This window comes from Homoserinibacter sp. GY 40078 (genome assembly GCF_008017545.1).
GTDB lineage: Bacteria > Actinomycetota > Actinomycetes > Actinomycetales > Microbacteriaceae > Homoserinibacter.
This window is the reverse complement of record NZ_VRTZ01000003.1, coordinates 181,469-199,029: the sequence shown is the minus strand read 5'-3', so window position 1 is coordinate 199,029 and position 17,561 is coordinate 181,469. Positions and strand designations below refer to the sequence as shown.

17 protein-coding genes and 1 tRNA gene are annotated in these 17,561 nt (G+C 69.6%); 2 read left to right on the top strand and 16 right to left on the bottom strand.

The window, feature by feature from the left end:
- Position 1: 1 nt before the first annotated feature.
- From FVQ89_RS14210 to FVQ89_RS14180, 7 genes are all read right to left on the bottom strand, one after another.
- Positions 2-1,513, bottom strand: a complete 1,512-nt coding sequence (locus tag FVQ89_RS14210) for an ABC transporter substrate-binding protein (protein ID WP_147902641.1) — start codon at positions 1,511-1,513, stop codon at positions 2-4.
- A 233-nt stretch (positions 1,514-1,746) separates the two neighbouring features.
- Positions 1,747-2,364 (bottom strand): TetR/AcrR family transcriptional regulator, encoded by a 618-nt coding sequence (locus FVQ89_RS14490; protein WP_187265054.1) that lies wholly within the window; start codon positions 2,362-2,364, stop codon positions 1,747-1,749.
- Positions 2,365-2,447: 83 nt separating this feature from the next.
- Complete coding sequence (locus tag FVQ89_RS14200; protein WP_147902639.1) at positions 2,448-2,933, bottom strand: SRPBCC domain-containing protein; 486 nt, start codon at positions 2,931-2,933, stop codon at positions 2,448-2,450.
- 1 nt (position 2,934) lies between these two features.
- A complete protein-coding gene (locus tag FVQ89_RS14195; RefSeq protein ID WP_147902638.1) occupies positions 2,935-3,309 on the bottom strand; it encodes a helix-turn-helix transcriptional regulator in 375 nt (124 codons plus the stop codon).
- 53 nt (positions 3,310-3,362) lie between these two features.
- A complete protein-coding gene (locus tag FVQ89_RS14190; protein WP_147902679.1) occupies positions 3,363-3,800 on the bottom strand; it encodes an iron chaperone in 438 nt (145 codons plus the stop codon).
- Positions 3,801-3,951: 151 nt separating this feature from the next.
- Positions 3,952-4,027: transfer RNA gene (locus FVQ89_RS14185), tRNA-Glu, on the bottom strand.
- Between the two features lie 77 nt (positions 4,028-4,104).
- On the bottom strand, positions 4,105-5,022 hold the full coding sequence (locus FVQ89_RS14180; protein ID WP_147902637.1) for a diacylglycerol kinase family protein: 918 nt from the start codon (positions 5,020-5,022) through the stop codon (positions 4,105-4,107).
- Between the two features lie 129 nt (positions 5,023-5,151).
- On the opposite strand from FVQ89_RS14180, the gene FVQ89_RS14175 reads away from it, so the two are divergent.
- Positions 5,152-5,793, top strand: a complete 642-nt coding sequence (locus tag FVQ89_RS14175; protein ID WP_147902636.1) for an MBL fold metallo-hydrolase — start codon at positions 5,152-5,154, stop codon at positions 5,791-5,793.
- On the top strand, positions 5,790-6,116 hold the full coding sequence (locus FVQ89_RS14170; RefSeq protein WP_222706108.1) for a rhodanese-like domain-containing protein: 327 nt from the start codon (positions 5,790-5,792) through the stop codon (positions 6,114-6,116). The genes FVQ89_RS14175 and FVQ89_RS14170 overlap by 4 nt, the downstream gene beginning before the upstream one ends.
- Positions 6,117-6,132: 16 nt before the next feature.
- Here the strand turns inward: FVQ89_RS14170 and FVQ89_RS14165 are convergent, their stop codons facing one another.
- The 9 genes from FVQ89_RS14165 to FVQ89_RS14125 all read right to left on the bottom strand — a co-directional run bounded on the left by FVQ89_RS14165 (position 6,133) and on the right by FVQ89_RS14125 (position 17,520).
- Positions 6,133-6,807: a GAP family protein gene (locus FVQ89_RS14165; RefSeq protein WP_147902635.1), complete on the bottom strand. Its 675-nt coding sequence runs from the start codon at positions 6,805-6,807 to the stop codon at positions 6,133-6,135.
- A gap of 3 nt (positions 6,808-6,810) precedes the next feature.
- Positions 6,811-7,758 (bottom strand): endonuclease/exonuclease/phosphatase family protein, encoded by a 948-nt coding sequence (locus tag FVQ89_RS14160; RefSeq protein WP_147902634.1) that lies wholly within the window; start codon positions 7,756-7,758, stop codon positions 6,811-6,813.
- 92 nt (positions 7,759-7,850) lie between these two features.
- Positions 7,851-10,235, bottom strand: a complete 2,385-nt coding sequence (locus FVQ89_RS14155) for a polysaccharide lyase 8 family protein (protein ID WP_147902633.1) — start codon at positions 10,233-10,235, stop codon at positions 7,851-7,853.
- Between the two features lie 13 nt (positions 10,236-10,248).
- Positions 10,249-11,376: a GDSL-type esterase/lipase family protein gene (locus tag FVQ89_RS14150; RefSeq protein WP_147902632.1), complete on the bottom strand. Its 1,128-nt coding sequence runs from the start codon at positions 11,374-11,376 to the stop codon at positions 10,249-10,251.
- Entirely contained in the window at positions 11,373-12,467 is a 1,095-nt protein-coding gene (locus tag FVQ89_RS14145) for a glycoside hydrolase family 99-like domain-containing protein (RefSeq protein ID WP_187265053.1), read from the bottom strand. The genes FVQ89_RS14150 and FVQ89_RS14145 overlap by 4 nt, the downstream gene beginning before the upstream one ends.
- Before the next feature lie 35 nt (positions 12,468-12,502).
- The gene (locus FVQ89_RS14140) at positions 12,503-13,822 is read right to left on the bottom strand and encodes an enolase C-terminal domain-like protein (protein WP_147902630.1); all 1,320 of its coding nucleotides are present in this window, start codon (positions 13,820-13,822) and stop codon (positions 12,503-12,505) included.
- Positions 13,819-15,387 (bottom strand): aldehyde dehydrogenase (NADP(+)), encoded by a 1,569-nt coding sequence (locus tag FVQ89_RS14135; protein WP_147902629.1) that lies wholly within the window; start codon positions 15,385-15,387, stop codon positions 13,819-13,821. The genes FVQ89_RS14140 and FVQ89_RS14135 overlap by 4 nt, the downstream gene beginning before the upstream one ends.
- Before the next feature lies 1 nt (position 15,388).
- Positions 15,389-16,291: a 5-dehydro-4-deoxyglucarate dehydratase gene (locus tag FVQ89_RS14130; protein WP_187265052.1), complete on the bottom strand. Its 903-nt coding sequence runs from the start codon at positions 16,289-16,291 to the stop codon at positions 15,389-15,391.
- Positions 16,288-17,520 (bottom strand): sialidase family protein, encoded by a 1,233-nt coding sequence (locus FVQ89_RS14125; RefSeq protein WP_147902628.1) that lies wholly within the window; start codon positions 17,518-17,520, stop codon positions 16,288-16,290. The genes FVQ89_RS14130 and FVQ89_RS14125 overlap by 4 nt, the downstream gene beginning before the upstream one ends.
- Positions 17,521-17,561 lie beyond the last annotated feature (41 nt).

Sequence of the window (17,561 nt, the reverse complement as noted above, 5' to 3'; positions counted from 1 at the left end):
GTCACGCGGCGGGCGCGTAGTTCCAGATGTAGGGCACGACGTTCTGCGGCTGCATGGCCACCGTCACGTCCGGACCCGTCAGGTACACGTTGTTCTGCACGTACCACGGCGCGAACCACGCCTGGTCGACCAGGTAGGCGCTGACCGCCTGGAAGTCGGCGGCCTCTCCACTGGTCTGAGCGGCCGAGATCAGTGCGTCGAGCTCGGGCGTGGACGAGTGCAGCATGTTCCACGGCGCGTCCGGCTTGACGAGCTTCAGGATGTCCTGCCAGGCGTCGGAGGAGCCCCACGAGAACGGGAACGCCGCGTACTTCCCGGCGAGCAGCGCCGAGATGAGCTGGTCGGGGGCCACCGTCTCGGTCTGGACGTCGATGCCGATGTCGCGCAGCTGCTGGTAGGCGACCGTCGTGATGTCGGTGAACCCGGCGAACTCCGGCATGGTGATCGTGAAGCCATCCGCGTACCCGGCCTCGGCGAGCAGCGCACGAGCCTTGTCGGGGTCGTAGCTGTAGGCGCTGTCGAGGTCGGGGTCGTAGGCGAGGCTCGACGGGTTGAAGATCTGGGTCGTGACCTCACCCTGGCCGAGACGAACGGCCTGGAGGAGACCGGCGCCGTCGATGGCGTACTGCATCGCCTGACGCACACGCGCATCTGCGAGGGCCGGCACGATCTCGCCGGCGCGATCCACGATGAACAGGCCCTGCCAGTCACCGAGCATGGTCTGCGCCGTCAGGCCGCTCGACTCCGCCTCGGCCATGCTCTTCGCGTCGGCGAGCGTCGCGTCGATCTCGCCGCTCTTGAGGGCGTTGAGGCGGGCGGTGAGATCGGTCAGAGGCTTGATGACGATCTCGTCGAACGGGAACGCGTCGGTGTTCCAGTAGTCGGCGTTCCGCGTGTAGACGTACTGGCTGCCGGTCGTCGTCTGGTCGGCGTCGAGGACGTACGGGCCGGATCCGACCGGGGTGGTCGCGAGGCTCTCGTCGTCGAGCACGGCCGGGCTCGCCTGCATGCCGGCCACGAGCGCCAGGTTGCGCAGCAGCGCCGGGTCGGGAGCCGAGAGGTGGAGGACGATCTCGTAGTCGCCCGTCACCTCGACGCTCTCGACGGCCGCGAGGGTGATCGAGTTCTGGCCGGTGCCCGACTGGAAGTGCTCGAGGTTCGCCTTCGCGACGTCTGCGTCGAACGCCTCGCCGTCGCTGAACTCGACGTCATCGCGGAGCGTGAGGGTCAGGGCCGTCTTGGCGTCGTCGTAGGTGAACGCCGACGCGAGCCAGGGAGTGATCTCGAGGTTCTCGTCGATGTGCAGGAGCGAGTCGTAGACCGGCTGCATGTACTGCAGGCGGTTGCCGAACTCGGCATCGGCGGGATCCCAGGACGCCGCATCCAGGGCCGCCCCGATCGTGAGGGTGCCGCCGGTGGGGGCGGCCTCCGACTCGGGGCTGCTGCTGCATCCCGTCGCGGTGAGGGCCACGATCGCGGCGAGGGCGATCGCAGCCGCGCTGCGCTTTCTCATGTCAACTCCTTCGTTGCCGTGTGGTGCGGGTGTCCCAGGGCGCCTTGACGATGGTCTCGAACGTGCGTCGACCGATCAACGGTTCTCTCCCTTGAGGGCGCTGGGTTCGATTAAGCTACCGTGTACTCGGTCGGTAAATCAACCCGCATTCTGCGCCACGCGATCCGGACGCCCCCAAACGACAGCGCGCCCCGGAGGAATCCGAGGCGCGAAGGGGGCGAAGCCGAGTCGTGTCAGGCCGGCGTCGACGCCGGGGCGAGGGAATCCCGCAGCACCGTCGCGACGAAGCGGAAGGCCGCACTCATGTCGATGTCGCGGTCGTAGATCCACTGCAGCTGGATGCCATCCATCAGCGCGATGAGCGCCCCCGCCAACTCCTCGAGCGGGGCGTCGGGTCGGATCTCGCCCGACTCGATGCCGACGGCGAGCGCACCCACGAGGCGATTGCGCAGCTTGTCGTAGCGGCGCCTCATGTACTCGTGGCCCGGATGCTCGACCGCCGTGCTCTCGGCCACCAATACCGAGAAGAGCCGCGCACCCACGCGATTGCCCGAGTACTGCACGAGAAGGTCTGCGAGGCCGTCGAGGACGCTCGCGCCTCCCCGGCTCAGTGGGTTCAGGAGCAGAGCGTCATCGACGACCTCATGCTGCTCCAAGACCCCGAGAAGAAGCTCCTCCTTGGTCTTGAAGTGATGCAGGAGCCCGGATTGCGTGACTCCCGCGCGCTCGGCGACCGACGCGAGACTCGATCCGCGATATCCGGCCTCGGCGAACACCTGCTCGGCGGCGACGAGGATGGCGTGCTTCGTCTGCTCACCCTTGACGTTGTTCTGCCCGAGCTTGGCTCCCACGCGACACACCTTAGCGGCGCCTGTGGAGGCAGTGCAATCAGACCGATCAGTAGGTCGGACAATGCCGCGCCGCCGGAGCTCGGCTACCCCTCCTCGAGCACGGCGTCCATCTGGCTCATCGCGCCGCGCAGGCCCTCTTCCACACCCATGTCGAGCACCTGCTGGAGCGCCTCGAGCGAGTCGTAGCGCGAGACCGTCACCATGCGAGTGCCGGTGGCGGTGGGCTCGAAACTGAACTCCATGCGCGTGAGCGGCATCTCGGGCACGGCGACGCCGTCCACGTCGGCGAAGGCGTCCACCACAGAGAAGCGATGCCGCGGTTCGACCTCGAGCACGTCCCACCGGCCGTGGAACTGCTCGCCGTCGGGAGCCGTCATGACATAGTGCACGCTGCCGCCAGGGACGAAGTCGTGCTCGAGCATCGTCGCCGGATGCGTCGGCGGACCCCACCAGCGCTCGAGCTTGCGCGGATCGGCGTACAGCTCCCACACCTTCTCGACCGGGTGGTCGAAGGTGGCAACCACCGTCAGCGTGTGCGCGTCGAGGTCCTTGTCGACCGTCAGCTCCATGTCATCCCTCTCGTTTCGTGCGTGTCTGGTGCTCCGGGGTCGAATCGTCGTCGAGCAGGGCGGCCATGCGCTGCACGCGGCCCTCCCACACCTCGGCCAGCTGGTCGAGGGCGAGGCGGGCGCGCCGCAGCGTCTCGGGTTCGGATCGCACGAGCAGCTCCCGTCCGCGACGGACCTTCGTGACGAGCCCGACCCGCTCGAGCACCGCGACGTGCTTCTGCACGGCGGCGAAGCTCATCGGGTAGTCCTCGGCGAGCCGGCTGACCGAGAGGTCGCCGTCGACGGAGCGCCGCACGATGTCGCGCCGCGTCGCGTCGGCGAGCGCGTGGAACAGACGATCCACATCCGCGTCGCTGAGCTCAATTGATACAACCATTTGGTTGTAGGTTATGGGGTTGCGGGCGCGGCGTCAAGGGCTCGTGCGGCGGGCTATGCGAGCGCCGCCGTGACCAGCTCGGCGATGCGCTTCTCGTCGGCCGCCGTGAGCTCCGTGATCGCCCACGACGTCGGCCACATCCCTCCGTCGTCGAGGTTCGCGGAGTCGGTGAACCCGAGGGTCGAGAAGCGGGACTTGAATTTTCCCGCGGGCTGGAAGAACACCACGACCTTGCCGTCTCGGGCATACGCGGGCATGCCGTAGTAGGTGCGCCAGTCGAGGTCTGGCGCCGCGGCGGTGATGACCGCGTGGAGCTGCTCGGCGAGCGCCTTGTCGTCGCCCTCCAGTTCGGCGAGCGCATCGAGCAGCATCTGGCGCTCAGCCTCCTTCTTCGCACCCTTCTTCTCGGCACGAGCCTCGGCGGCGCGCGCCTTCATGGCCGCCCGCTCGTCCTCGGTGAAGCTGCCGGAGTCCTTCTTCGTGGTGGCCATCGTGGGCACGTCCCTTCCTCGCCCTCAGGCTAGGGCGGGCGCGGACGGCGATGCTTCTCCGGTCCTGATCGGGCGGCGGGGGCGGCGCATGGGCGGCGCTGCGGGCATCCCGGATGCAGAAAACCCCCGGCATGACCGGGGGTTTCGAGGTTGGTGACCCCAGCGGGATTCGAACCCGCGTTACCGCCGTGAGAGGGCGGCGTACTAGGCCGCTATACGATGGGGCCGTTTTGCGACAACTTGACGATTATGCCATAGCGCGACGGGGTGCTCCAAACCGAGGCACGGCCGGGTCTGGATCGAGCTACGCGAGCACACGCAGGACGCCCGGCACGACCTCCAGCTCGACCGGGAGCGGGGCGATCCGCTCGCCGTCGGCGTAGGCGACGAGGGGCGTATCCGCGTCGATCCGGAGCCGGCGGACGCGCCGCATGACGACCCGCGGATCGCTGGTGTGCGTGCCCTGGAACACCCGCGGGAAGATGCGCAGGAACGAGAACCGCGAGAGCGGCTTCACGATCATGACGTCGAGCAGGCCGTCGTCGTAGAGCGCATCGGGCGTGATGCGCATGCCGCCTCCGAGCGAGACGCCGTTGCCTGCCGAGACCATGAGCGCATCCACCTCGAGCGACTCGCCATCGAGCTGCAGGCGGTACCGGCGAGGGTGCAGCCGCACGAGTTCGGCGAGGAGCGCGAGGATGTAGCGGCTCGGGCCGCGCGGGTGCCGCATCCGGTTGGCGCGTTCGTTCACGATCGCGTCGAATCCGGCGGAGAACGCGCAGGCGAACCAGCGCTCGGCGGGGGTGCCGTCGTCGCTCCAGCGGATCCGGACGGCGTCGATCTCGCGCGGCGGCTTCGTGAGCGCGTCGCCGAGGAAGCGGATCGCGGCCTCCGTGTCCTCGTACGGGATGCCGAGGCCGCGGGCCATGTCGTTGCCGGTGCCGGAGGGCACGATGCCGAGCGGCACTCGCGTGCCTGCGACGACGTTCGTGCCGAGGTTCACCATGCCGTCGCCGCCGACCACCACGAGAGCGTCGGGGCGGGAGCGCACGGCACGTTCGGATGCCGCGATGAGCGATTCGAAGTCGGGCTCGGTGAGGGAGGTGACCTCGTGCCCCATCGCGCGAAGGGTCTGCACGACGGCGGGCCCCACGTCGCGGCTGGCCCCGAACGACGCCGACGGGTTGATGGCGACGACCACCCGCGCCGGCCTCGTCGTCATGCGCCCATCATGGCACCGGCCCCGTCCCCTGAGGGGTCGCAAAGTGTTCGAGACGCGCCGTGTCTCGAACACTTTGCGACCCCTCAGGGGCTCCGGGCGTGACAGGGTCCGCGGGGCTAATGTCGGACCATGAACGTCACCAAGTACGAGCACGCCTGCATGGTCGTGACCAAGGCCGGAGCCCGCATCGTCATCGACCCGGGCGTGTTCCTCGCGACGCTCCCCGAGGCATCCGGGGTGGCCGCCATCGTGATCACCCACGAGCACGCCGACCACCTCTCGGCCGACAGGGTGCGCGAGGTGCTCGCGCAAAACCCCGAGGCGCGCGTCTTCGGCCCCCAGGGCGTCGCGGATGCGGCAGCCGCCGAGGACATCGAGGTGGAGGTCGTGCAGGCGGGCGACACGATCGAGGTTGAGCCGTTCACGCTTCAGTTCTTCGGCGAGAAGCACGCTGTGATCCACTCCTCGATCCCCGTGATTGACAACATCGGCGTGCTCATCGACGACACCTTCTATTACGGCGGCGACTCGTACACCGCGCCGGGCGTGCCGGTCGAGCTGCTCGCCGCACCGATCGGCGCCCCGTGGCTGAAGATCGGCGAGGCGATGGACTACGTGCTCGAGGTGGCCCCGAAGCACGCGTTCCCCGTGCACGACATGACCCTCTCGGTTGCCGGAAAGACGATGGCGGGTGACCGTCTCAGCTGGGCGACGGCGCAGGGCGGCGGCGAGTTCCAGGTGCTCGAGCCCGGTCAGTCGATCGACCTGTGACGTCGCCCGTGGAGCTCAGCCCCGTCGAGCTCGCCGCGATGCTCGAACGGGGAGACGACGTCCAGCTGATCGATGTGCGCGAGACGTGGGAGGCCGAGATCGTCGCCCTGCCCGGCGCGATGATCCTCCCCCTCGGTCGGCTGCCCGAGCTGACGGATGCGATCGACCCGGATCGCCCGATCGTCGCGTACTGCCACCACGGCATCCGCTCGGCGCAGGCCGCCGGATACCTGATGCAGCACGGCTTCGACGACGTCCGCCACCTGGCAGGCGGCATCGACGCGTGGACAGACGACGTCGATCCGACGCTCCCCCGCTACTGACGAACGTCGCACCCGGCTAGAAGCGCGTCAGGCCGTCGCCGACGAGCACGACGCCCACCATGAACACCACGACCGACGTGACGATGTAGCTGTTGCCCTCCAGCCATCCGCGCATCCGCTCGAGTACGACGCGTGAGCGCTCGCCCTCCCGCCAGGCGAGGAACACTGGCGCCGCGACCGTCGACAGTCCGATCACGAGGTAGACGACCGTCACGATCACCCACCCGACAGGCGTGATGCTCCCGGCGGTGAGGGCGACGGCAGCGGCCGTCGCGAGCACGAGCGCCTTAGGGCGGAGGTTGAGCGCGAGCCCGATGCCGAACGCCGGCACCGGACGCAGGTTGCCTGCATGACGAAGCAATAGCGACGGCTCGCGCCTCTCACCGGCGCGGATGCTCCGGCGTGCCGCCCGGAACGACAGCACGGCCGTCGCGATGCACACGGCACCGAGCAGCAGCTCGATCACTCCGAACAGCACCGGCGGGATGGGCGAGGCGACCCGCGGAATCGCGCGAAGTCCCGCGGTGAAGCCGACGGTCACGACGGCCAGCCCGATCGCATACCCGAGCAGATAGGCGGGTCCCGACGAGCGACCCCATCGCGACAACAGGATGCCGAGCATCGCCATGATGGGCACGCTGGAGAAGGCCACCGCGAACGCGAGCGGCAGCAGCACGCCGAGCACCTGCATGCTCTACACCCGGAACTCCACCCACAGAGGGTAATGGTCGGAGATCCGCCACGACAGCTTCGTCTTGCTGAGGCCCGCGAAGACGTGGGGCACGAAGTCGATGTAGCCGGCGGCGTCGGTGAACTTCATGCCGCGCAGGTATTGGTGCAGGTCGTCGGCGCCGATCTCCCAGAACCACGCGATCTGGTCGTAGAAGTTCTTGTTCTTGTCGTCGGCGAAGATGGTTCGGGGAACGGCATTCAGCTGGGGCGGCCCCGAGAGCCCTGTTCCGAACAGAGCTCGCGCGAGAGGGCTGTCGTCGCGGTCGACATTGAAGTCGCCGAGGACCAGCAGGTTGCCGTTCCAGTCGTTTGCGCGGTCCGCCCAGCCGCGCATCCAGTCCGCGAACGCGACGAGCTCCGGGATCCGGTCCTGCGGAACATCGCCCCACAGGATGTGCACGGTCGTGAGGATGAACTCGACGTCCTTGCGGGCGAAGCTCGCGGCATACGGCGCGCGGGCGAACTGGTCGACGGGCGAACCCGCCACCGCGGGGAGCACGATCTCGCCGACGAGGCCCGAGGGATCGACGCGGGTCGAGTCGTAGAGGTAGGTGAGACGCTCGTCGTTGCCGGCGTCGCCCTCCGAAGTGTCGGTGGTGATGAACCGCCAGGAGCCACCCAGCTGCTCGACGAGGAAGCGCAGCGCCGTCGTGTCGCGCTTCACCTCCTGCACCGCGACGACGTCGAACCTCCGGATGATCTCGGCGATGAGCGCTACCGCCCGCCATCCGCGCTTCGGCGTGGTGCGTGGCTCGGAGTCCCACGTGGCCGAGATGCCGCCGAAGCCGCGCAGGTTCCAGGTGGCGATGAGCAGATTGTCGTCCGACTTGGCCGGGATCCCGGATGCGTCGAGAGCGACGTTCAGAGCGGTGACGTCGCGGGCGACGTCCGGCGGTGCTGATGTGGGCATGGGACTCGACTCCCAGGGGACTGCGCACGGTTCGGTGCGCTCACTGTGGCACCGGCACCCGGTGAAGTCAACGGGTGCCGGTGCCGCCCCGGTCAGCCGATCACCGTCGTGAACCCGGCCCCATGCGAGTCGGTTACGTCGACCGAGAGCCGGATGGTCGGCGAGGTGCGGCTGACCGTCACCCCGGTATCGGCCGATACCACCGATCCGCCCGACGCATACAACTCGACGTCGATGGTGCCGGTCCGCACTGCCGTGGGATCGGCGACTGTGATCGCGTACCCGCCGCCCGGCAGATCCTCGACGATGATGGACGCCGCCGCAGTCGAGGAGAGTAGCGGCGTCCCCGAGATGGAGAGCGTTCCCGCGCCCCAGAACGTCGCGGCGGTCACGCCGAGCGACGTCTCCCGGACGGCGTGCACCGTGGTCGTATCGGCGAGGATCTGGGCATCGGGTGACGCCGCGTACGCGGAGGTCTCGGCCTCCGTCGCCCCGGGGAGCTCGATGTAGCGGTAGGAGGCGTTGCTCGGGCTGCTGCCATGCTCCAACCACACGCTCATGTAGTCCTCGGTGACGGTCGTGCTCGACCCGACGAGACTGTTGATCTGGCTCCACGAACAGGATCGTGCGTTCTGACGGTAGAAGGTCACCGACTCGGTTCCGGGGAACACGTACCCGAGCTGTCCCACACCTCCAACGCCTTCCAGGTGCGCCCAGTCGGGGTCCGAGACGACATCGGCGGTGAGTGTGGTCGCCGCGCGCACCGTGCCGTCCACGACGAGCTGCTGGGCGGACGATTGCAGCTTCCGGGCCTCGACGATGGTCTGCACAGCGCGAGGCTGCCCGTTCCATCCGGTGCCCGACTGGCCGGGCGCCGAGATGCCCGAGCCGAGCGCGACGATCTCGTCATCGAAGAAGTACCACGACTTCTTCGCGACGAGCGGAGAGTTCCACGCGTCGAGCGAGTACGACGCGACCGCCCACCGCCCGGATGCCGACTCGACTCCCCCGCCGTAGGCAGACGAAGAGGTCGGCAGGTAGCCCGCGCCCGAGGCGCTCGCCCGCGTCATGGTGTCGATCGTGGTACCCGGCACACGGTAGGGATGCGCCGTGGCCCAGTAGTCCTCACTGAACTGCGAGTCGTCGTCCGTGTAGACGGTGAGCGAGCCGTCACCGGTGTAGAACCCACGCAGGTTCTCGCCGTTGATCGACTCATACGGCGCGATCGAGGGGGTCACCATCGACACCACGGCCGCGTAGCCCTCCGCCCGCTGGGAGACGCGGCCCATGTCGGGGAAGACCTTGGCCGACTCCGGCTCGGGGCGGGCGACGATCGCGCTGTCGGCCATCAGCGCCTCGCCGCGTGACAGGACGAAGAGCGGACCACTCGCGAGGGGATCGCGCAGGGTGGCCGAGGCGATCCATTGCTTGAGCATCGGCTTCAGCCACGCCTGCTCGGCGGGGGGCGCGATCTCGGCGAGGGTCACCACGGTCTGAATGAGGCGACGGCCGGCGTCATGCTCGCCGAACGTCTGCCGCGAGATCTCACGCCCCCGTACCGTGTCCATGAGCGCCCCGCGCACGAGGAACGGGTCGTAGGACTCGGCGATCCACTCGTATACGTTGTCGACGGCGGGATCGGTGACCTCCCAGGCACTGCCGGCGAGCAGTGCCAGCAGGTCCACGAGGTTCTGCAGGAACGACAGACCGTAGCCGCCGGTGTATGCGTACTTCGTGTGCTGGATGAACGATCCGTCCGCGTGGAATCCGTCGCCGCTCGCGACCACCTCCAGTGCGGGCACCACGCCGGTGCGCGCGCTCGATAGCTCGGACGAGCTCTTCCCGAGCACGCCGCGGGCGCCCACGACGAGCGCCTTCCAAACCCGGTTCGCACCGGTGAGGGTGACCGCCGGGCTGAAGTGCGCCGTCGCCGCGAGCATGTCGGCACGTTGCGTGGACGTCAGCTGGTCGTAGAGCAGCGCCACTGCGCGGTGGAGCTCGAGCGGGATGCCGATCTGCCAGTGCCACCAGTTGCCGTACGGCGAGGTGGTGGCGCTGTAGCGGTTCGTCTCGAGCCAGTCGAGGGCCGCGACCGCGGCGGAGGCGAGCGTGGTGTCCCCTTCGAGATCGGATCCGTGCGTGCGGAACGCGAGCCCCATCGCCTCGGCGCGCCGATATGCCTCGGTGATGTCCTCGACGGCAGCGGCCGTGTCGAGGTCCGGCCAGATCTCGGGCTGTGTGAGGTCGAGCGCGTCCCAGGCGGCCTCGGCGGCGGAGTCGATCGCGGCGACCTGATCGGCGTACGGGGCGGAGGTCGGGTCGAAGTCGTCGCCACCCGTGAGACGCTCGACCCAGGCGTCTCGCATGTCGTCATACGCGTCGGCGGCGTTCGCCGGTGCCGCGGCGACGGATGCGCCCGCCGCCACTGCTACACCGAGGGCGAGCGCGGTCACTCGTCGGAACATCGTCGTTCCCATGCTGTTCTCCTTCTCAGACGGGGTCGGTGTCTCCGATCCCCCAGGTCCGTGCCCGATCGACGAAGCGTTCGGCGATGCGCCGGAGCCCTTCCGCGTCGGGATGCAGTCGGTCGAAGAGCAGCTCGCCCTCGTCGAGGCGCAGAAGCGTCAGCCCGTCGAGGTAGCTCAGGTGGGTGTCGTCTCTGCGCGCGACGACGCGCTGGAGGATGCCCCGGATGCCCTCGAGGGTCAACGCCCCCGGCTTCTCGGCTCCCACTGCATCGCGCATGCCATCCGGGCGCGTGAGCGTGGGCCCGGGCGTGCGCTCGTGGATCGGACATGCGACGGGCGAGATCACCACGATCGGTGTCGTGCGCTGTGCGCTCCGCACGACGTCGAGGAAAGCGTGGACCGCGGGCTCGAAGGTGCGCTCGGTGAAGGCGGCGTGGTTCACGGGATTGATCCCGACCTTCGCCGTGATGATGTCGGCGGGCGAGGAGGCGATCACCTCCGCGACGCCCCGATCGAGCATCGCCTCGCCCGCGAGTCCGAGGTTGCGGACCTCCCAGCCGAGCGCGGCGGCCGCGCGCACCGGCCACGGCTCACCCGGTTCGACGAGCGACCCGTGGCTGATGGAGCTGCCGTAGTGCGTCCAGCGGATGGCGTGCCTCTCGCCCGGCTCGAGCGGTGCGTCCGCCTCGACCCCGAGGATGCGCACACCGACCGCGGACGGGAAACGCACCCGCACGTGCTTTCCCCCCGACTTCGCGAACGCGAACTCGACACGACCCGGCTCACCCGGGACGCGTCCCTCGTCGGTGTCGATCCAGACCACGTCGCCCGCGTCGAGTTCGTTCCGACCTGCCCAGGCGCCGTCCACCCAGACCGCGAAGGGCGCCGGGCGGAAGTACGACGGGCCCACGGCACGGCGCCAGCGCGTCAGGTGCACGTCGAGCCGGAGCCGCGACGCGCGCGTGCGGATGACGAGCGAGACGCCCGAGAGCTGCTCCGCGGCGCGGCGGAGTCCGGCATCCGGCGCCCGCCCGAAGACCTCGTCGGGCAGACGCGCGATCGAGAGCGCGTCGCCGTCGGCACGCACCTGCGCGGCTCCCGCGATCGAGGCCGCGATCACCGGATCCGAGCCCGCGTAGCGGACGGTCACCGTCCAGATCCTCGCCGGAGCGCGAGGGGGAATGCGTCGCCGAATCGCTCATCGGGCTCCAGATAGCTGCCCTCGGTCCATTCGTTCCAGGCGTTGACGATGACGACCGGCGGGGTGCGGTGGCGTTCCACGTGCTCGCGCGCCCGGCGCACCGACTGCTCGAAGCGATCCGGGTCGGGGTCGACGACGACCGGCAGGTGGGGCCACTCCGTCACCACCATGGGGTCGTCCTGGTGCACGCGGGTCGTCGAATCCCACCCCATGGTGACCGTCGGGACGAACGGAAGCGACTGCCGAGCAGCCTCCGCCTCCCAGCGCGCCTCGTTCTCCTCGGCCCAGGGACCGTAGGCGAGCGTCGGTCCGCGGTCGAGCGGCATCACGTCACCCCAGCCGTAGCTGCCGATGCTGTCGAAACCCACCGCGCGGAGCTCCGCCGGGTCGACGTCGAACCAGTGGTTCAGCACGTTCAGGTGCAGCTCACCGACCCCCGCCGCGCGTGCCATGTCGCGGAAGCGGCGGAGCGCCGCGGCGGCGGCCTCTGCGCCACCGAGTCCCTCCAGGAGGGTCTCGTAGCTGAACACGCTGAACCAGGCGGCACCATCGACTTTCCAGTAGGAGGGCTCCACGAGGTAGCGGTGAACGATCACCTCGCACATCCGGTCGAACTGCTCCGCGTCGACGGCACCGGGCCACCACAGGGCAGGTTCACCCTCGGTGCGTGCTGGGAACACATCTCTCCAGTCGTGGTTGGCCCACATGAGGGCGAACTGCACGGCGGGATCGGGCAACGCGAGGTATGTCTCGTCGAGCGGACGGTTCAGGAAGTCCGCCTCGTCGTACCAGTACCAGTCCCAGAGGAATGCGGAGACCCCTGCGTCCGCGGCTCGCCGCACGATCCCGCTCATGACGGCCGGATCGCTCTCGTCGAGGTGACCGTCGAGGGGCACGATGGGCTGCCGGTGCTCGGGGAACCGCGGTCGGCCGGCGCGCACGAGCTCCCATTCGGTGAACCCGTCACCGAGGTACGCGTCGCGTCGGCGGTCGGCATGCCAACTCGGGAAGTAGATCGCAGCGATCTCCGGCTCGGTCACAGGTCTCGTCTCTCCTTCGTCGGACGGCGTGCGGGTCATCGCACGTACGCGGGGCGCTTGGGGTCGAAGACCCAGTCGGGCACGAGCGTGCGCATGGCTCGCGCGTCGTCGCGCCCGCCGAGTACCTGCTCCTCGTGCAGGCGATGGGCCTCGTCGAGCCGTTCCCTGTCGATCTCGACGCCGAGACCCGGCCCGTCGGGTACCGCGAGGGCGCCGGCCCGGATCGTCGGGGGCGCGGCCGTCAGCCGCTCGCCGTCCTGCCAGATCCAATGCGTGTCGAGGGCGGTGATCGGCCCCGGGGCGGCGGCACCCACGTGGGCGAGCATCGCGAGCGAGATGTCGAAGTGGTTGTTGGAGTGCACACCCCACGTCATCCCGAACGCCGCGCACAGCTCCGCCACGCGGATCGAGCCGGACATCGTCCAGAAGTGGGGGTCGGCGAGCGGGATGTCGATCGCCTGCGCGCGGATCGCATGGGCCAGCTCGCGCCAGTCCGTTGCGATCATGTTGGTGGCGGTGGGAAGCCCTGTGGCCCGGCGGAACTCGGCCATGGTCTCCCGGCCGGAGAATGGGCCCTCGGCACCGCAGGGGTCCTCCGCATAGGCGAGCACCGGACGCAGTCGGTGCCCGATCTCGACCGCCTCCGCGAGCGACCAGCAGCCGTTGGGATCGAGGGTGATGCGCGCGTCCGGGAACTCGGCGGCGAGAGCCTCGACCGCATCGGCTTCGACGCTCGGTGCGAAGACTCCGCCCTTGAGCTTGAAGTCGCGGAAGCCGTACTGCTCACGCGCTGCGTGGGCGAGCTCGACCACCCCCGCGGGGTCGAGCGCGGGCTGACGGCGACGACGGAACCAGCCATCGCCCGACCCGGCCTCGTACCGCAGCTCGCCCGCGGTCCCATCTCCTACGAAGAACAGGTAGCCGAGCACCGGCACGCTCTCGCGCAGCGCTCCTTGCCCGAGCAGGTCGACGACGCGCACGCCCTGCCAGCGTGCGGTGAGGTCGAGCAGCGCGCATTCGAGCGCCGTCACGGCGTGGATCGTGGTGCGCAGATCGAAGGTCTGCAGACCGCGGCCGGCGGCGTCGAGCTCACCGAAGGTTGTGGAGACCGTGCGCAGGAGCTCCTGCATCCGCGCGAGGGAGTGGCCGACGAGGAGCGGCGCAGAGTCGCGCAACACCTCGGCGATCGCGGCCCCGCCGGGCGCTTCGCCGAGGCCCACGCGGCCGTCGCTGTCGGTCACGAGGAGCACGTTGCGCGTGAAGTACGGGGCGTGCGCGCCGCTCAGGTTCAGCAGCATGCTGTCGTGACCGGCGACCGGCACCACCTCGAGCGACTCGATCCGGGGTGCGCTCATGGCAGCTCCATCCGCCCGTCGACGCGGCGCTCCTGGGCCAGCGGGTTCGCATCCCGCAGCTCGGGCGGCAGCAGTCGCTCGGGCACGTTCTGGTACGACACGGGCCGCTGGAAGCGCGCGATCGCAAGCGATCCGACGGATGTCGTATGCGGCGCGGACGTGGCGGGCCACGGACCGCCGTGGACCATCGCGTTCGAGACCTCGACTCCGGTGGGCCAGCCGTTCACGATGATCCGGCCCGCGATCCGCTCGAGGTCGGGGAGCAGCTCGGCGAGAGTCACGTGATCGTCGTCCTCGGCATGCACGGTAGCCGTGAGCTGCCCCTCGAGGGCGCCGATCGCCGCTCGGAGCTCGTCCGTGCCGTCGTAGCGGACGACGAGACCGGCGGGCCCGAACATCTCGTGCTGCAGTCGGGGACGACGGATGAGCTCTCCCGCAGCCGCCTCGAATACACGCGCCGCGGGAGCATCGTCGTCGGTTCCTGCGAGGCCCTCGGCGAGCTCCGTCACGCCGGGCTGCGCTGCGAGCTCATCACGGGCGGACTCGAAGGCGGTGCGGATACCCGAGGAGAGCATGGTCGCGCCGCTCGTCGCACGAACGGTCTCCGAGACGTGCCCGACGAAACGGTCGCCCTCGGCTCCCACCGGAACGAACAGCAGCCCGGGATTCGTGCAGAACTGACCCGCGCCGAGCGTCAGCGAGCTGACGTAGCCGGCGGCCCGCTCGGCATCGAGAGCCGACGGGAGCACGATCACCGGATTCACGCTGCTCATCTCGGCGTAGACGGGGATGGGGGCCGGCCGCGACGCCGCGACACCCACGAGGGCGAGCCCTGCGGCACGCGACCCGGTGAATCCGACAGCCGCGATCGCGGGGTGCGCGACGAGCGATTGACCGATGCCCGCGCCGTCGCCGACGAGGGAGGAGTAGACGCCTCCTGGCATCCCCACGGCTCTCACCGCATCCGCCACGGCGTCGGCGACAAGCGCGGCCGTCCCGAGGTGGGCGTTGTGGGCCTTGACGATGACCGGGCAGCCTGCGGCGAGCGCCGAGGCCGTGTCGCCGCCCGCGTTCGAGAACGCGAGCGGGAAGTTGCTCGAGCCGAACACCGCAACCGGTCCAACGGGCACCATGCGCAAACGCAGATCCGGGCGGGGCGCAGGTCGCCGGTCAGAATCACCGTGCTCGATGCGAGCCCCGGTGCCCCAGCCGTCGCGGAGCATCCGTGCGAAGAACCGCAGTTGGCCCGTCGTGCGGGCACGTTCACCTCGCAGACGCTCGACTCCGAGCGCCGTCTCGGCGTCGGCGCGCTCGATGAGCGCATCGCCGAGGGCTTCGATGGCGTCCGCGATCGACTCGAGAAGCCGCGCCCGATCAGCCGGTGTGCTCGACCGCAGCTGCGCAAATGCCTCGAGGGCGGATCGGGCGGCGCGATCGACCTGTCCCGGATCGACCATGGGGAAGCCCGGCTCGAGCTGCGCGCCGGTCCGCGGCGCGAACGCGTGCACGACCCGCCCGGTGCCGGCGACCCGCTCGCCCGCGATCAGCGACTCCCCCGTCAGCACCTCACACCCCTGCCGTAGCGCGGGCGCGATCAACGAGTCGCGAGAGGTCCGCGAGATCGTCGGGGTCCGCGTCGCGGAGGGGCGGACGCACGCCCCCCGCGTCGATCCCCCGGAGCGCGACACCCGCCTTGACGAGCGCGACGGCGTATCCCGGTGCCCGGTCGCGGATCTCGACGAGCGGCACGAAGAAGTCGCGGAGCAGCAGCGCGATCGTCTCCTCATCGCCCGTAGCGAGCGCGCGATGGAACGCGACCGCGATCTCCGGAGCGAAGCAGAATACGGCCGAGGAGTACGCGCGCACACCCACACCGCGGAACGCACGCGCGTACAGCTCGGCGGTCGGCATCCCGTTGAAGTAGACGAAGTCGGACTCGTCGACCGTGGCGACGATGCGCTCCAGCAGCCCGACGTCGCCGTGCCCGTCCTTGAGGCCCACGACTCGCGGATGCCGCGCCAGCTGCCGCACGGATTCCGGCGAGAGCACGGCGTTGTCGCGGTGGTACACGATCACGTCCGCGTCGACAGCATCGGCGATGCGGGTGAAGTGGTCGACGAGACCGGCCTGGCTTCCCCGGACGAGGTACGGCGGCATCGCGAGGATCGTCGTCGCGCCCTCCTCGATCGCGGCCCGTGCGTCGCGGATCGCGCGGCGGGTGGGCCCGCCGGCACCTGCCGCGACGTCCACGCGCCCCGCGGCCTCCTCGACGGCGATCCGAACGACGGAGCGGTACTCGTCCTCGTCGAGCGAGAAGTACTCCCCGGTGCCGCACGCGGCGAAGACCCCACCGGGCTCGAAGCGAAGACCGTCGGCCAGGTGGGCACGGAACGCGTCGGGGGCGAACTCGCCCTCGCCGTCGAACGGGGTCACCGGGAAGAACAGCACGCCGTCGTCGACCCGGATCATCGCAGTCCTCCCGGGACGAGCTCGTGTGCGAGCCGACGGAAGTCGCGCACCCGATGCAGGGTCACGCGGTTCGCGTCGTGCTGATTCGCGGCGTCGCCGACACCCGTGCGCACCGCATAGAGCATGTCGTCGCCCCGGATGAGCGGCGCCGCGTACTGGAACCCGTACTCGCGGCGCTCGCCGATCACGACGGCACCCGCCTGGAACCAGTTGAGGGCGTCCACGCTGTACACGGCGGTGAGGATGTGACGGTCGAGCTCCGGCTCGCCCGTGTAGCCGTCGCCGTGCGCGCCCGAGTTCCACCCGGTGAGGTCGAGCGGGTCGGGAGCGATGTCGGCCTGCGACCAGAAGAGTCCCGTCTCGGGGTCGCGGATGATGAACATCTTGGCGTGGCCGCCGGGCACCGGATACAGGCAGTCGAAGTCGAGTCGCAGCTCGCCGTCCGCATCGGTGATCGAGCACACGCCCACGAGGTTCTGCTGGCGCGTGACCGCGATGAGCCGCAGTGCACCCGCGAGCTCGACGACGTTCGCTTCGAGCCAGTGGCCCGGCAGGAGGGTTCCGGGCTCCGGTACGTCGACGCCCGGTGCACGGTGGATCAGCTCGCTCGGCGTTCCGGGGTAGACAACGGGATTCGACATCCGCCACGACGCCGGATCGAGCGGATTCGCGAGGTCTCCGGCGATCACGCAGATCGCGTTCCATCCGCCGCCCCACGACAGATCAGTGGGAGTGCCCATACCGCGGTAGAGCACGCCGTCGACGATCACGGTGCCTGCGGGCGTGTTCCAGTAGCCGCCCTCGAAGAGCGTCACCGGATCCGTCCATGTCCGCCCCTCGTCATCCGACGCGCAGATCACCACGTCGCGGCGCCCGAGACGGTTGCCCAACAGGTAGAGCCGCCCCTCGTACACGAACGGGAACCCCATGTTGAGGTCGAGCGCGGCGATCTCGTGCCAGGTGGCGCCGTCGTCGTCGCTGCGAGCGAGCCGAAGCTGGAACGGGTTGCTCCACTGGAAGTCGTGGTTCACACCGTCGCGCGGGTATGAGCGCTCCCGGGAGTCCCTGTTGAAGGTGTATCCGCACAGGAGCGCGCCTGACGGCAGCTCCGTGAGCGTCACGTCGTCGATGATGAGCGGCGTTCCGAGGTCGTCATGCGAGGGAGCCTTCACGACGTCGACCCAGCCATCGGCGAGGGCGGGTCGTGAGGGATGAGGCGTGGGAGGCACGGGGCCCTTTCTGGTCGGTGTGCGGAGGGGCGAGGTTGAGC

Excerpts from the sequence above, each read along its gene's own strand:
- FVQ89_RS14155 (WP_147902633.1), bottom strand. The coding sequence starts at position 10,235 with ATGGGAACGACGATGTTCCGACGAGTGACCGCGCTCGCCCTCGGTGTA.
- FVQ89_RS14190 (WP_147902679.1), bottom strand. The coding sequence starts at position 3,800 with ATGGCCACCACGAAGAAGGACTCCGGCAGCTTCACCGAGGACGAGCGG.
- FVQ89_RS14200 (WP_147902639.1), bottom strand. The coding sequence starts at position 2,933 with ATGGAGCTGACGGTCGACAAGGACCTCGACGCGCACACGCTGACGGTG.
- FVQ89_RS14195 (WP_147902638.1), bottom strand. The coding sequence starts at position 3,309 with ATGGTTGTATCAATTGAGCTCAGCGACGCGGATGTGGATCGTCTGTTC.
- FVQ89_RS14180 (WP_147902637.1), bottom strand. The coding sequence starts at position 5,022 with ATGACGACGAGGCCGGCGCGGGTGGTCGTCGCCATCAACCCGTCGGCG.
- FVQ89_RS14210 (WP_147902641.1), bottom strand. The coding sequence starts at position 1,513 with ATGAGAAAGCGCAGCGCGGCTGCGATCGCCCTCGCCGCGATCGTGGCC.
- FVQ89_RS14160 (WP_147902634.1), bottom strand. The coding sequence starts at position 7,758 with ATGCCCACATCAGCACCGCCGGACGTCGCCCGCGACGTCACCGCTCTG.
- FVQ89_RS14165 (WP_147902635.1), bottom strand. The coding sequence starts at position 6,807 with ATGCAGGTGCTCGGCGTGCTGCTGCCGCTCGCGTTCGCGGTGGCCTTC.
- FVQ89_RS14130 (WP_187265052.1), bottom strand. The coding sequence starts at position 16,291 with ATGATCCGGGTCGACGACGGCGTGCTGTTCTTCCCGGTGACCCCGTTC.
- FVQ89_RS14175 (WP_147902636.1), top strand. The coding sequence starts at position 5,152 with ATGAACGTCACCAAGTACGAGCACGCCTGCATGGTCGTGACCAAGGCC.
- FVQ89_RS14140 (WP_147902630.1), bottom strand. The coding sequence starts at position 13,822 with ATGAGCGCACCCCGGATCGAGTCGCTCGAGGTGGTGCCGGTCGCCGGT.